The 13,408-nt window shown below is 62.6% G+C and carries 13 protein-coding genes; 8 read left to right on the top strand and 5 right to left on the bottom strand.

Annotated elements, in window-relative coordinates:
• A partial coding sequence (locus JOZ06_RS06930) for a hypothetical protein (RefSeq protein WP_293230482.1) occupies positions 1-234 on the top strand: 234 nt, incomplete at its 5' end.
• Positions 235-250: 16 nt separating this feature from the next.
• Here JOZ06_RS06930 and JOZ06_RS06925 read toward each other — a convergent pair.
• Positions 251-2,110, bottom strand: coding sequence for a potassium transporter Kup (locus JOZ06_RS06925; RefSeq protein WP_293230479.1), 1,860 nt, complete (start codon positions 2,108-2,110; stop codon positions 251-253).
• 273 nt (positions 2,111-2,383) lie between these two features.
• On the opposite strand from JOZ06_RS06925, the gene JOZ06_RS06920 reads away from it, so the two are divergent.
• Positions 2,384-4,093, top strand: a complete 1,710-nt coding sequence (locus JOZ06_RS06920) for a proline--tRNA ligase (RefSeq protein WP_293230476.1) — start codon at positions 2,384-2,386, stop codon at positions 4,091-4,093.
• 79 nt (positions 4,094-4,172) lie between these two features.
• Here JOZ06_RS06920 and JOZ06_RS06915 read toward each other — a convergent pair whose 3' ends face one another.
• The 4 genes from JOZ06_RS06915 to JOZ06_RS06900 form a co-directional block, all read right to left on the bottom strand.
• Positions 4,173-4,670, bottom strand: coding sequence for a MarR family transcriptional regulator (locus JOZ06_RS06915; protein WP_293230473.1), 498 nt, complete (start codon positions 4,668-4,670; stop codon positions 4,173-4,175).
• Between the two features lie 115 nt (positions 4,671-4,785).
• Positions 4,786-5,304, bottom strand: coding sequence for an RDD family protein (locus JOZ06_RS06910; RefSeq protein ID WP_293230471.1), 519 nt, complete (start codon positions 5,302-5,304; stop codon positions 4,786-4,788).
• A gap of 15 nt (positions 5,305-5,319) precedes the next feature.
• Positions 5,320-5,685, bottom strand: a complete 366-nt coding sequence (locus JOZ06_RS06905) for a DUF3106 domain-containing protein (RefSeq protein WP_293230468.1) — start codon at positions 5,683-5,685, stop codon at positions 5,320-5,322.
• Positions 5,678-6,571: a sigma factor-like helix-turn-helix DNA-binding protein gene (locus JOZ06_RS06900; RefSeq protein ID WP_293230465.1), complete on the bottom strand. Its 894-nt coding sequence runs from the start codon at positions 6,569-6,571 to the stop codon at positions 5,678-5,680. Before JOZ06_RS06900 ends, JOZ06_RS06905 begins: the two co-directional genes overlap by 8 nt.
• A gap of 233 nt (positions 6,572-6,804) precedes the next feature.
• Here JOZ06_RS06900 and ilvB point away from each other — a divergent pair, with 233 nt between their 5' ends.
• The 6 genes from ilvB to JOZ06_RS06870 all read left to right on the top strand — a co-directional run bounded on the left by ilvB (position 6,805) and on the right by JOZ06_RS06870 (position 13,241).
• Positions 6,805-8,565 carry a biosynthetic-type acetolactate synthase large subunit gene (gene ilvB / locus JOZ06_RS06895; protein WP_293230462.1) on the top strand — a complete coding sequence of 587 codons (1,761 nt, stop codon included), beginning with the start codon at positions 6,805-6,807 and terminating at the stop codon, positions 8,563-8,565.
• A gap of 9 nt (positions 8,566-8,574) precedes the next feature.
• Positions 8,575-9,066, top strand: a complete 492-nt coding sequence (ilvN, locus tag JOZ06_RS06890; RefSeq protein ID WP_133679060.1) for an acetolactate synthase small subunit — start codon at positions 8,575-8,577, stop codon at positions 9,064-9,066.
• 44 nt (positions 9,067-9,110) lie between these two features.
• On the top strand, positions 9,111-10,127 hold the full coding sequence (gene ilvC / locus JOZ06_RS06885) for a ketol-acid reductoisomerase (protein WP_293230458.1): 1,017 nt from the start codon (positions 9,111-9,113) through the stop codon (positions 10,125-10,127).
• A gap of 150 nt (positions 10,128-10,277) precedes the next feature.
• Entirely contained in the window at positions 10,278-10,922 is a 645-nt protein-coding gene (locus JOZ06_RS06880; RefSeq protein WP_293230455.1) for a phosphatidylserine decarboxylase, read from the top strand.
• Between the two features lie 15 nt (positions 10,923-10,937).
• A complete protein-coding gene (pssA, locus tag JOZ06_RS06875) occupies positions 10,938-11,708 on the top strand; it encodes a CDP-diacylglycerol--serine O-phosphatidyltransferase (protein ID WP_293230452.1) in 771 nt (256 codons plus the stop codon).
• A gap of 186 nt (positions 11,709-11,894) precedes the next feature.
• A complete protein-coding gene (locus tag JOZ06_RS06870; protein ID WP_293230449.1) occupies positions 11,895-13,241 on the top strand; it encodes a HipA domain-containing protein in 1,347 nt (448 codons plus the stop codon).
• Positions 13,242-13,408: the final 167 nt, after the last annotated feature.

The following is a 13,408-nucleotide window of genomic DNA, read 5'->3' as shown; positions in this document are numbered from 1 at the left end:
GTGCCCGAAGGCATCAAGAGCGGCGAAGCGTGGCTGCTGGACGCGCTGGCTCAGCCGGGCGAGGCGCCGCGCCTCGATGCCAACCAGACCTACAGCAACGGCAATGGCATGTACTGCTGGTCGGGCGATCCGGTCGGGCTGAAGGCGTGTTACGACAAGGTGATCCAGGTCGTGACGCAGGCGGGCGCGCCAGGCGCGCCCGGGTCGGCCGGCCCGCTGCGGTTGATCCGCTGACAGGCCGGCGGCGGGGTTACAGCTCGATTTGCGCGCCCAGCTCCACCACGCGGTTGGTGGGGATCTGGAAGAAGTCGGTGGCGCGCAGCGCGTTTTTGCTCATCCACAGGAACAGCTTTTCGCGCCAGGGCGCCATGCCCGGGCGGTCGGTCGAGATCAGCGTTTCGCGCGACAGGAAGAACGACGTGTCCATCAGATCGAATTCCAGCCCCTGGGTCTTGCCGGCCTCGACGATGTCGTCGATATCCGGCGTTTCCATGAAGCCGTAGTGCGCGACCACGCGCCAGAAGCTGCTGGACAGCTGCTTGATCTCCACCCGGTCGCTGACGTAGGGCACGTCCTCGGTGCTGATGGTCATCAACACCACGCGCTCGTGCAGCACCTTGTTGTGCTTGAGGTTGTGCAGCATCGCGTGCGGCACGCCATGCGTGGTGCCGGTGAGGAACACGGCCGTGCCCTGCACGCGGGTCGGCGGGTAGTGCTCGATGTTCTCGATGAAGCTCTCCAGCGGCAGCGCGTGCTCGTGGATGCGCTCGAACAGCAGCTCGCGGCCGAGTTTCCAGGTGTTCATCACCATGAACACGATCAGGCCGATGGTCAGCGGCAGCCAGCCGCCGTGCAAGAGCTTGAGCAGGTTGGCGCTGAAGAAGGTGGTGTCGATCACCAGGAAGACCGACGTGATGGCGGCGGCCAGCGGCAACGGCCAATGCCAATTGATGCGCGCCACGACGAAGAACAGCATCGTGGTGATCACCATGGTGCCGGTCACGGCGATGCCGTAAGCGGCGGCCAGGCTGTCGCTGGATCCGAACGACACGGTGACCACCAATACCGCCACCAGGAGCGCCCAGTTGACGAACGGTAGATAGATTTGGCCGATTTCGCGCGCCGAGGTATGCAGAATGCTCATACGCGGGCAGTAGCCAAGCTGGATCGCTTGGCGGGTGAGCGAATAAGCGCCGGAGATCACCGCCTGCGAGGCGATGACCGTGGCCATGGTGGCCAGGATGATCAGCGGCAGCAGCGCCCACTTGGGCGCCATGATGAAGAACGGGTTGCTGACGGCGTCGGCGTGGCGGAACAACAGCGCGCCCTGACCGAAATAATTAAGCAGCAGCGCCGGCAGCACCAGGGCGAACCAGGCGTGCTGGATCGGCTTGCGGCCGAAGTGGCCCATGTCGGCATAGAGCGCCTCGCCGCCGGTGAGTGCCAGCACCACCGCGCCCAGCGTCAGGAAGGCGCCGAAGCCGTGATCGATGATGAAACGGATGCCGTACCACGGGTTGATGGCGACCAGCACGTGCGGCGTGTGCAGAATGCTGACGAAGCCCATCAGGCCGATGACGCTGAACCACACCACCATCACCGGGCCGAACAGCCGGCCGACGCTGGCGGTGCCGAAGCGCTGCAGCAGGAAGAGTCCCACCAGCACCACGATCGCCATCGGCAGCACGAACTCGGCCATCGCCGGGCTCAGCACCTTCAGACCCTCGGCCGCGGACAGCACGGACACCGCCGGCGTGATGATGGCGTCGCCATAGAATAGCGCCGCGCCGAATAGGCCAAGCAGCACGATGCGCCGCTTGGCGTTGCCGTTGATGTAGCGCCGCGCCAGCGCCATCAGCACCATGATCCCGCCCTCGCCGTTGTTGTCGGCGCGCAGGATGAAGGCCACGTACTTGATGGTGACCACGAGCAAGATGGCCCAGAAGATCAGCGACAGGATGCCCAGGATGTTCGCGGGCGTCGGTGCGAGACTGGCAATGGAGAAGCAAACGCTCAATGTATAAAGGGGGCTCGTGCCGATATCGCCGTAAACCACCCCGATGGCGCCCAACGTCGTGGCCGCCATGCTGTGTTTTGGATGTTCCTGCATGGTATGGTGAATATGTCTTATTTCAGTTATTTGACTGGCATTGCGAACGCGTTAAGCGCCGGGCAGGACTGCGTGATTTTTTTGATATGGGCGCAGCTTACCTGAGCGGTGGGTTATGGGCAAAGCGAAATGGATATTTCCCCTCTCGGTATAGCGCATTCTGTCAGCCAATAGCGACAGGCCCGGATGCCGCTTCCTGGGGCGAGGTTCCAACCGGCGCGGCAAAACGCTACAATCACCCACTATTTCGCCGAAATTTCAAGGAAGTTGTCCATGCGTGCAGCGCAGTTTTTCATCTCCACCCTCAAGGAGGCTCCGGCCGAGGCCGAACTCCCCAGTCACAAACTGATGCTGCGTGCCGGCCTGATCAAGCGCCTGGCTTCCGGCCTGTATTCGTGGATGCCGATGGGGCTGCGGGTGCTGCGCAAGGTCGAGGCGGTGGTGCGCGAGGAAATGAACCGCGCGGGTTCGGTCGAATTGTTGATGCCGTCGGTGCAGCCGGCGGAATTGTGGCAGGAATCGGGCCGCTGGGAGTTTTACGGCAAGGAACTCTTGCGCATCAAGGACCGCCACGAGCGCGATTTCTGCTATGGCCCGACGCACGAGGAAGTCGTCACCGACATCGTGCGCAAGGAGATCAACAGCTATAAGCAGCTGCCGAAGAACTTCTTTCAGATCCAGACCAAGTTCCGCGATGAAGTGCGTCCGCGTTTCGGCGTGATGCGCGCGCGCGAATTCGTCATGAAGGACGCGTACTCTTTCCATACCGACTTCGACAGCCTGGTGGACACCTACAACGGCATGTACCAAGCCTACTGTAACGTCTTTACCCGTCTGGGACTCAAATTCCGTGCCGTCGCCGCCGACACGGGCTCGATCGGCGGCACCGGCTCGCACGAGTTCCAGGTGCTGGCCGATTCCGGCGAGGACTTGATCGCCTACTGCCCGGACTCCGACTACGCCGCCAACATCGAGCTGGCCGAGGCGCTGGCGCCGGCCGCGCCGCGCGCCGCCGCCGCGGCCGCGATGAAGACGGTCAGCACGCCGAACGTGAAAACCATCGCCCAGCTGGTCGATTTCCTCAAGGTCGACATCCGCCAGACCGTCAAGGCGGTGGTGGTCGAGAGCGATAGCGATGAGCCGGTGCTGATGCTGGTGCGCGGCGACCACGAGCTCAACGAGGTCAAGGCCGAGAAGATCGCCGGCATCAAGAAGCCGCTGACCATGGCCACCCCCGCCGCCATCCGCGACGCCTTCGGTGCCCAGCCGGGCTCGCTCGGCCCGGTCGGCTTCAAGGGCCGGGTCATCGCCGACCGCACCGTGGCGGCGATGGCCGACATGGTGGCCGGCGCCAACCGCGACGATGAGCACCTGACCGGCGTCAACTTCGGCCGCGACTGCGCCGAGCCGGAAGTGGCCGATATCCGCAATGTGGTGGCCGGCGACCCGTCGCCGTGCGGCAAGGGCGCGCTCGCGCTGTGCCGCGGCATCGAGGTCGGCCACGTGTTCCAGCTGCGCACCAAGTACGCCGAGCCGCTCGGCTGCAACTACCTTGACCGCGACGGCAAGCTCAAGCCGATGGAAATGGGCTGCTACGGTATTGGCGTATCGCGCATTGTCGGCGCCGCCATCGAACAGGGCCACGACGAGCGCGGCATCATCTTCACCGACGCCATGGCGCCGTTCACCGTGGTGATCGTGCCGATGGGCTATGGCCGAAGCGAATTGGTGCGCGAAGCCGCCGATAAGCTGCATGACGAACTGGCGGCGCTTGGTATCGACGTGCTGCTGGATGACCGCGATGAACGCCCGGGCGTGCTGTTGGCCGACTCCGAATTGCTGGGCATCCCGCATCGCGTGGTGATCGGTGAGCGCGGCTTGAAGGAAGGCAAGGTCGAGTACCAGGGCCGGCGCGACGACGGCGCCACCCCGGTCGAGCTGACCGGGATCGTCGCCCATCTGCAAAGCCGCATGGCTTGCTGACCGGATCAAATGGCGGTGTGGTGAAAATCACACCATCATAAAAAACCCCCGGTGAATTTCACTGGGGGTTTTTTGTCTATCAATCCTCTTGGGTTGATAGCAGTTTCTTGAGCAGCACCGCCAGCATCTGTCGCTCGTCCGGCGACAAGATCTCGACCAGCTCGGCCTCCGCGGCCAAATGGTGGCCGGCGGCCTCCTCGATCACCCGCAGGCCTTTCTCGGTCAGCGAAACGTTGACGCCGCGGCGGTCGTCCTGATCGGGCGTGCGCTTTACCAGGCCGGCGCTTTCCAGCCGGTTGATGCGGTTGGTCAGCGCGCCGGAGGAAATCAGCACCATTTCCTGCATTTGGTTCGGCGAGAGCTGGTAGGGTTCGCCCTGACGGCGCAACGCGGCCAGCACGTCGAACTCGCCGACGTTGATCGAGTAGCGGGCCAGGTCCTGCAATACCCGGCGGGTAATGAAATATTCCATCCGTACGATGCGGCCGATGACTTCGGTCGAAGAGGGGTCGAGGTCCGGACGGACCGTGCGCCACAGGGCTACGATGCGGTCGATTTGATCTGCGTGGTCGAGCATGGCAGTGGATTTCACAGGTTGTTTAGCGAAGGTCCCGGTAAGGGTAACATGTGCTGCTCATCAAATATCTTCAAATAAAGATATATAACATTTAAGTGATAACGCGGGCCGGGCCTCACGGCGACGGCGGCGGTTTCGGCGTGCGCGGCCGCAAGAACAGCCGTGTGCCGCATAAGCGGTCGTGCAGCGTCTGCCGTTGCGGGTCGAATAGGCGCCAGACAAACGGCACCACGCACCACAGGAGCGCCAGCCGCGCCGTATGAGGGTCGCGCGCGCCCATGCCCAGATAGGCGGCGATCGGCACGCCGACGATCAACAGCAACGCCACGAAGAAGCGGAACGCCGCTTGGCCCCAACTCATCGGCACGCCATCGGCGCGGGACAATTGCAGGCGCCAGGCCTTCATCGCCACGGTCTGGCCGCCGTGCACCCATGACAGACCGAAATAGACGAATAGCGCGGCCAGCAACGCCACCTGTTCCAAATAGCGCAGCCAAAACGGATTGCCCAGCTTGACCATGGGGACGGTGAACAACGCCGAGACGGCCAGCACGAGCGCCAGCAGCAGCAGGCTCTCGTAAACCAAACAGGCGAGCAGGCGTTTCAGGCCGGGCGGGTGCAGGGTATCGATCATAAGCGTGTTCCTGTGTCAGGGGCTGGCAGTCGGGGCCGACTGCAGTTTAGCTAAAACGCCGGCGCGTTGCGCCGCGGGCAGCGCTTGCAGCCTTTGCCAATGCTGACGGGCGAGGTCTTGCTGTTCCCCGGTCAACTCGGCCCAGGTCTTGAGCCGGACGGTAAAGCGCTGCTGTGCGGCGGGGGCCAACTGATCGTAGAGCGGCACCATGGCCAATAGCCGCGCTTTGTGCGCCGGCGCGAAACGGTTCCATTCGCCGCTGACCGGCGCGAGCACGCGCTGCTGATGCGCCGACAGCTCGCCCCAGTCCGGCGAGGCCGGTTGAGCGGCCGCCAAGGCGGCCGCCACGCACAATGACAGCACCAGCAACACTTTAGTCATTGGCGGCCTCGTCAAAGCGCGGATCGAGCAAGACGCTCAGCGGGACGTCGCCGGCCAGCAGTTGAACATCGGCGCGGGTTTGCGCTTGGTCGGCGCGCGGCCACGCGAACGATAGCCCTAAGAGCAGCGCGGCGGTCAGCGTGGCCAGCAGGCTCAGGCGCGTGCCGAGCGGATGACCGAGCGCCAGCCGGCGCCAAGTGACGGCGGCGTTGTGCCGGGCCGGCGCCGCGGGGTCGTGCCGGGCCGTGGCCCATGCGCTGGCCAGTCCCGGTCTCAGGTTCTTCAACGCCATGGCCGCGTCGCGCGCCACGGCCTCCGGCGCCATGCCGGCCACCGGGCAGCCCTTCAACGCAAGAATGGCCGTCAACATGGCCACGGCGCGCGCACCATCGCGGCGTACGCCTCGGCGGGTGCGCGCCAGCGCTTGCGCCGCCTGGCGCAACGGCAGCGACTCGACATGCAACAGCCAGAAGGCCGTGCGTTGCCGGGCCGGCAATAGGCGCAAACTTTCCTGTACCAAGCGCCCGCCGCTGGCCTGCGCCTGCCAGGCGGGCCGGCCGTCCCCGTGTTCGAGCTGCAGGGTTTCCAGTGTGCCCGGGGCCATCGTTTCGATGCGCGGCGGCACGATGGCCGCCAGCAGATCGGGCAACAGGGCGTTTAGGCGCTGGCGCCAGCGGGCGCGACGCACCTGGCGCAGCAAAAGACGCTGGAAAAGTGGGGATGCCGTCTCTTTGATGTCGAGGGCATATTTTGTGGCCATGACGCGCAGCGTATCGCGCAACGCCAAGACGGCGGCGGTTTCGTCGCCCAGCACCAGCAGCGCCAGCTGCAAGGCACGCAAACCAGCGGCGTCGATATCGGAGGACGGAATCGGGTGACGGGTCATGCATGAACGCATAAATAATGCCAACAAAGCATCTTATCAGAGGTGTGTATGCAAAAACAGTGCAGTAAAAATGCTTGAATTTACCGGGGCTTAGCGCTTTTTGCGACCGCACAAAATCGCTTGCCGCGGCCTGATAGATAAGATAAGGTCTTACGAAGACTGTAGAAAATTCTGTAGTGGAATTTCCTCAGTCCAACAACAACGGGACAAAAAATCACCAAATAGAGGCGAAAATGCAGATCACGGGCGCGGAGATTGTAGTCCGATGCCTGCAGGAAGAAGGAGTCGAGTTTGTTTTCGGCTACCCCGGCGGCGCGGTAATTGATATTTATGATGCCATTTTCAAGCAGAACCAGTTCCGACACGTGCTGGTGCGGCATGAACAGGCGGCGGTGCATGCGGCGGATGCCTATTCCCGCTCCAGTGACAAGGTCGGCGTGGCGCTGGTGACCTCGGGTCCGGGCGCGACCAACGCCGTCACCGGCATTGCCACTGCCTATATGGATTCCATTCCCCTGGTGGTGCTCTCCGGCCAGGTGCCGACACCGGCCATCGGCATGGATGCTTTCCAGGAGGTCGACATGGTCGGCATTACCCGGCCGTGCGTGAAGCACAACTTCCTGGTCAAGAATGTGGCCGAACTGGCCGTCACCATCAAGAAGGCCTTCCACCTGGCCAAGTCAGGCCGGCCAGGGCCGGTGGTGGTGGATATTCCCAAGGACGTCACCCAACACCTGGCCGAATTCAACTACCCCGACAGCTTGAGCGTGCGCTCGTACGTGCCGGTGACCCGCGGCCATAGCGGCCAAATCAAGAAGGCGGTCAACCTGCTTGCCGGCGCCGAGCGGCCGCTGATCTACATTGGCGGCGGCGCGGTGCTGGGCGACGCCGCGGCCGAAGTGCGCGATCTGGTGCAATCGCTCGGCCTGCCGTGCACCAACACCCTGATGGGGCTCGGCGCCTATCCGGGCAGCGACCGCCAATGTCTGGGCATGCCCGGCATGCACGGCACCTACGAAGCCAACATGGCCATGCAGTATTGCGACGTGCTGGTGGCGGTCGGCGCGCGCTTCGACGACCGCGTCATCAGCGTGCCGTCGCATTTCCTGTCGCAACCGAAAAAGATCATCCACATCGACGTCGATCCGTCGTCGATCGCCAAGCGCGTCAAAGTGGATATTCCGATCGTCGGCGACGTCAAGCTGGTGCTGCGCGACATGCTGGAGCAGTGGCGCCAGGGCGAACATGGACTTCATGCCGCCGCGCTCGCCGGCTGGTGGAAGCAGATCGAGGCCTGGCGCGCGCACGACTGTCTGAAGTACGCCGTGTCGGATACGCTGATCAAGCCGCAGTTCGTGCTGCAGAAGCTGTACGAGGTGACCGGCGGCCAGGCGATCATCACTTCCGACGTCGGTCAGCACCAGATGTGGGCCGCGCAGTACTACCGCTTCGACGCGCCGCGCCGCTGGATCAACTCCGGCGGCCTCGGCACCATGGGCTTCGGCCTGCCGGCGGCCATGGGCGCGCAGCTCGCCAACCCGGACGCCACCGTGGCTTGCGTTACCGGCGACGCCTCGATTCAGATGAACATCCAGGAACTGTCGACCTGCAAGCAGTACCATATCCCGGTCAAGGTGGTGAACCTGAACAACCGCTACCTGGGCATGGTGCGGCAGTGGCAGGAGATGTTCTACGGCAACCGCTACTCCGAAACCTACATGGACGCGCTGCCGGACTTCGTCAAGCTGGCCGAGGCCTATGGCCACGTCGGCATGCGCGTCGAGCATCCCGGCGACGTCGAGCCGGCGCTGCGCGAAGCGTTCGCCATGAAAGAACGGCTGGTGTTCCTCGATGTCATTACCGATCAGTCGGAAAACGTGTTCCCGATGGTGCAGAACGGCCGGGGCTTGAATCAGATGGATCTGCCGCCGCACATGCGCGACGTGCAGGATGCCCCGTTCGAAAACAATCGTGATTACGGCAACATGTGTTGAGGCGGCACCATGCGACATATTCTTTCCATCTTGCTAGAGAATGAGGCGGGCGCGCTGTCCCGCGTGGTCGGGCTGTTCTCCGCCCGCGCCTACAACATCGACTCGCTGACGGTGGCCACCACCGAGGACCCGACGCTGTCGCGCATGACCATCGTCACGCACGGCTCGGAGGACGTGATCGAACAGATCACCAAGCAGCTCAACAAGCTGATCGAGGTGGTCAAGGTGATCGATTTGAACGAATCGGAGCACATCGAGCGTGAAATGATGCTCATCAAGGTGCGCTCCACCGGCAAAGAGCGCGAGGAGATGAAGCGCATGGCGGATATTTTCCGCGGCCGCATCATCGACGTGACCGACAAGACCTACACCATCGAGCTGACCGGCACCAGTGAAAAGCTGAATGCCTTTATCGAGGCGGTGGACCGGACAGCGATCCTGGAAACGGTCCGCACCGGTGCTTCCGGCATTGGCCGTGGTGAACGCATCTTGAAAATTTAGGACGCCGGCAAGGCGTCCGGCATAAAAAAACCAAGGACTGAGATATGAAAGTTTTTTACGATAAAGACGCAGATCTTTCGATCATCAAGGGCAAAAAAGTCGCCATCATCGGCTACGGCTCGCAAGGCCACGCACACGCGCAGAACCTGAAGGATTCCGGCGTGGACGTGGTTGTCGGCCTGCGCAAGGATGGCGCGTCGTGGAAGAAGGCCGAAACCGCCGGCCACAAGGTCAAGGAAGTGGCCGAGGCGGTCAAGAAGGCCGATGTGGTGATGATCCTGCTGCCGGACGAATCGCAGCCCGACGTCTACTACCGGGACGTCGAACCCAACCTGAAGAAGGGCGCGGCGCTGGCTTTCGCCCACGGCTTCAACGTGCATTACAACCAGATCGTGCCGCGCGCGGACCTGGACGTGATCATGGTGGCGCCCAAGGGCCCGGGTCATACCGTGCGCTCCGAATACCTGAAGGGCGGCGGCGTGCCGAGTCTGATCGCCGTCTATCAAGACAAGTCGGGCAAGGCGCGCGACGTGGCGCTGTCGTACGCGGCGGCCAACGGCGGCACCAAGGGCGGCGTGATCGAAACCTCGTTCCGCGAAGAGACCGAAACCGACCTGTTCGGCGAACAGGCGGTGCTGTGTGGCGGCGCGGTCGAACTGGTCAAAGCCGGTTTCGAGACCCTGGTCGAAGCCGGCTATGCGCCGGAAATGGCTTACTTCGAGTGTCTGCACGAACTGAAGCTGATCGTCGACCTGATGTACGAAGGCGGCATCGCCAACATGAACTACTCGGTGTCCAACAATGCCGAGTACGGCGAGTACGTCACCGGGCCGGAAGTGGTGACCGACGCCACCAAGGCGGCGATGAAAAAGGCGCTCACGCGCATCCAGACCGGCGAGTACGCCAAGATGTTCATCTTGGAAGGCAAGACCAACTACCCGGCCATGACCGCGCGCCGTCGTCTGAATGCCGCACATCCGATCGAACAGGTCGGCGCCAAGCTGCGTGAGATGATGCCGTGGATCGCCAAGAACAAGCTGGTCGATCAAAGCAAGAACTGACCGGCCTTGCCGTCGACAAACCCTCGTGCCGTCTGGCGCGGGGGTTTTTCATTTCGAGCGGATGCTCGGTTTTTCCCCTCCGCCGTGACGCGGCGGTATAATCGCCCATTGTTCCGGGGCATGCCCCCTTGCTGATGACATGGAGACTCGATGCCCGCGCATTACCCACATCCCTTGATCGCCCGCGAAGGCTGGCCGTTTTTGTTCATTTCGGTGCTCGCCGCCGTCGTGTTGACGCCGGTGATCGGCTGGTGGTCGGCGCCGCTGTGGCTGGTGGCGCTGTTTGTATTGCAGTTTTTCCGCGATCCGCCGCGCGCCGTGCCGGCCGATGACAAGGCGGTGCTGTCGCCGGCCGATGGCCGCATCGTGGTGGTGGAAAAGGCGCTGGACCCGTATCGCCACCAAGAAGCCTTGAAGATCAGCGTGTTCATGAACGTGTTCAACGTCCACTCCAACCGCAGCCCGGTCGACGGCACGGTGGAGAAGGTCGAATACCACGCCGGTTCGTTCCTCAACGCGGCGCTGGCCAAGGCCTCGCTCGAGAACGAGCGTAACGCCGTGCTGCTTAAGACGCCGGACGGCACCCCGATCACCTTCGTGCAGATCGCCGGCCTCGTGGCGCGCCGAATCCTGTGCTACAGCCGTGCCGGCGACACGCTCGCTCGCGGCCAGCGCTACGGTTTCATCCGCTTCGGCTCGCGCGTCGATGTTTACCTGCCGCTGTCCGCCACGCCTTGTGTGGCCATTGGCGACAAGGTCTCGGCTACCTGCACCGTCCTGGCGAAACTCGCCTAAACACGGATATTGACGATGAGCATTCCCGACATGCTGCCCGGGCCCGAACGCGAAAAGCGTTCGCTGCGCCGCCAAGGCATTTATCTGCTGCCCAATTCGTTTACGCTGGCGGCGCTATTCGCCGGGTTCTACGCCGTCGTGCAGGCGATGAACCACAACTTCGAATACGCCGCCATCGCCATCTTCGTCGCCATGATCCTCGATGGCATGGATGGCCGCGTGGCGCGGCTGACGCACAGCCAAAGCGCCTTCGGCGCCGAATTCGACAGCCTGTCGGACATGGTCAGCTTCGGTGTGGCGCCGGCATTGGTGATGTATGAGTGGCAACTGCGCGGCCTGGGCAAGCTCGGCTGGATGGTCGCCTTCATCTACTGCGCCTCGGCCGCGCTGCGGCTTGCGCGCTTCAACACCATGATCGGCGTGGTCGACAAGCGCTGGTTCATCGGCTTGCCGAGCCCGGCCGCCGCCGCGCTGGTGGCGGGCTTGGTGTGGAACAGCCTCGACTACGGCTTCGACACGCTGCCGCATCTGAATTGGCTTGCGCTGGTGTTCACCGCCTTTGCCGGGCTGTCGATGGTGACTAACGTGCGCTTCTGGAGCTTCAAGGAGATCCATTTGCGCCGCAAGGTGCCGTTCTTCGCCCTGCTGGTGCTGGTGCTGGGCTTCCTGCTGCTGGTGGCTTCGCCGCCGCTGGTGCTGTTCGGCTTCTTCGTCTGCTACGGCTTGTCGGGCTACGTCGGCGCCTTGTTGCGCCGCTTCAAGCACCGCCGCGCGGCGCAGGCGTAGTTTCCCTGCACGGATCGGTACATCGGAGCGGGTGGCGTGAGGCCACCCGCTTTTGTTTTGGCGAATCATGAAATGAGAAATATTTTGCGCAAATTTTGAAATAGCTGTGATTTTTCGAGCAAAATATTTCTCATAAATCGGTTTGTGTCGCTATAATTGAGCAGTAATTTGCACAGTTTAATAGCCATGGACCTGACCCTGCAGATTTACCATCACAGCATTTGGCACAATGCCGCCACCTTGACGATTCCCGACCCGGAACGCGGGCGGCGCGGCGCTATGTTGCTCGGCTATGACCGGGACTATGCGCTTGAATGGCTGAACCGGGATGATGCCTGTGCCTGTAGCCTGCGCTACCCCGTGGACTTGTTTAGCACTTACCACGGCACGCATTGGCTGGGCTTCATCGACGACATCATGCCGGCTGGCGCCGCACGACGTTACTGGGTGGCCCAGCTCGGGCTACAAGACCGCGCGCCCAGCGAGCAGGATGCCGAGTTGCTGCAGAAAGGGACCATCGCGCCAGTGGGCAATCTGCGCATCAAAGAGTCACTGCCGGCGCTGGCGGAAGGCAACCAACTTGCGAGCCGCCGTTTTGCCATTGCCGACGTGTGCGAGCGCGATATCGATTTTCTGGAATATGCCCAGCAGATGGGCGCCGCCAGCGGCGGTGCCACCGGTGCCGGTGGCGAAGCACCCAAACTAGTGCTGCGCTGTTCCGCGGATCATCAAGTCTGGATCGACACATTCCAGGACGATCAGAGTCTTGCCGATCGACATTACCTGGTGAAATTTCCGCGTGGCCGGCGTACCGAGATCGATGGCGACATCCTGCGCACGGAATACCACTTCTACCATGAGCTGACAGCGTTGGGCATCGACACCATCGATATCGACGGCATGCGTTTGGAAGAAGGGAGCCGTTATCCTTCCTTGTGGTTGCCGCGCTTCGATACCGCCTTTATCGACGGCAAGACGGAGCGCTATGGCCTGGAATCGATTTTCTCCGTGTTGGACAAGGCGCCGGGTAGCTACATGCATCACGGCGACGTCGTGGCCCAACTGGTGGCTTTGCTAGCGAAGCAGTACGGTGTTACCGAGCAAGGCGGGTCGTTCGATCCCGCCGCTTTCGTCATCGAGTGGGCCAAGCGTGATCTCCTCAACGTCGCCTTTGGCAACAGCGATAACCATGGTCGAAATACCGCCCTGATCAAGCGGCCAGCGGGAATACAGCTGGCACCGATCTATGACTTCGCACCGATGAAGGCCGATCCCGAGGGCGTAACGCGCACGACGATCTGGGGCTCTCCCCTGGAAGAGGGGGGGCGATTCAACTGGCCGCTGATCGCGGCGCAACTGGCGCCCTGGATCGAGCCGGCGCATTTGTTGTACGAATTAGGTTTGCTGGCCGGCCGGCTTTATGGCCTGCGCGACCGGCTCGCGGCGCGCGGCGTGCCTCAGCGCATTCTTGCCATGCCGACCATGGGATTCGATTTTCTCGATGACAAACTGAAAAGCTGGAAGCTGCCATGAGGAATTTGTCGCCTATCGAACGCGAAAACGTTTTGGCTGACCTGCTCAACCAACTGCTGTCCGGTTCGATCAGTGAGGGCAAACTATTACGCACTTTGCGTAAAGACGTGTTGGGCTTGTCGCAGGATCGCTATGCGCAATTGGTCGGCATCAGCCGCCGCACGCTA

Source organism: Paludibacterium sp. (genome assembly GCF_019232825.1).
GTDB lineage: Bacteria > Pseudomonadota > Gammaproteobacteria > Burkholderiales > Chromobacteriaceae > Paludibacterium.
The sequence above is the reverse complement of the archived record's forward strand: the minus strand, read 5'-3'. Positions and strand labels throughout refer to the sequence as shown.

Coding starts and splice junctions, on each gene's coding strand:
- ilvB (WP_293230462.1), top strand. CDS start 6,805: ATGCAGATCACGGGCGCGGAGATTGTAGTCCGATGCCTGCAGGAAGAA.
- ilvN (WP_133679060.1), top strand. CDS start 8,575: ATGCGACATATTCTTTCCATCTTGCTAGAGAATGAGGCGGGCGCGCTG.
- JOZ06_RS06925 (WP_293230479.1), bottom strand. CDS start 2,110: ATGCAGGAACATCCAAAACACAGCATGGCGGCCACGACGTTGGGCGCC.
- JOZ06_RS06915 (WP_293230473.1), bottom strand. CDS start 4,670: ATGCTCGACCACGCAGATCAAATCGACCGCATCGTAGCCCTGTGGCGC.
- pssA (WP_293230452.1), top strand. CDS start 10,938: ATGAGCATTCCCGACATGCTGCCCGGGCCCGAACGCGAAAAGCGTTCG.
- JOZ06_RS06910 (WP_293230471.1), bottom strand. CDS start 5,304: ATGATCGATACCCTGCACCCGCCCGGCCTGAAACGCCTGCTCGCCTGT.
- JOZ06_RS06900 (WP_293230465.1), bottom strand. CDS start 6,571: ATGACCCGTCACCCGATTCCGTCCTCCGATATCGACGCCGCTGGTTTG.
- JOZ06_RS06880 (WP_293230455.1), top strand. CDS start 10,278: ATGCCCGCGCATTACCCACATCCCTTGATCGCCCGCGAAGGCTGGCCG.
- ilvC (WP_293230458.1), top strand. CDS start 9,111: ATGAAAGTTTTTTACGATAAAGACGCAGATCTTTCGATCATCAAGGGC.
- JOZ06_RS06920 (WP_293230476.1), top strand. CDS start 2,384: ATGCGTGCAGCGCAGTTTTTCATCTCCACCCTCAAGGAGGCTCCGGCC.
- JOZ06_RS06905 (WP_293230468.1), bottom strand. CDS start 5,685: ATGACTAAAGTGTTGCTGGTGCTGTCATTGTGCGTGGCGGCCGCCTTG.
- JOZ06_RS06870 (WP_293230449.1), top strand. CDS start 11,895: ATGGACCTGACCCTGCAGATTTACCATCACAGCATTTGGCACAATGCC.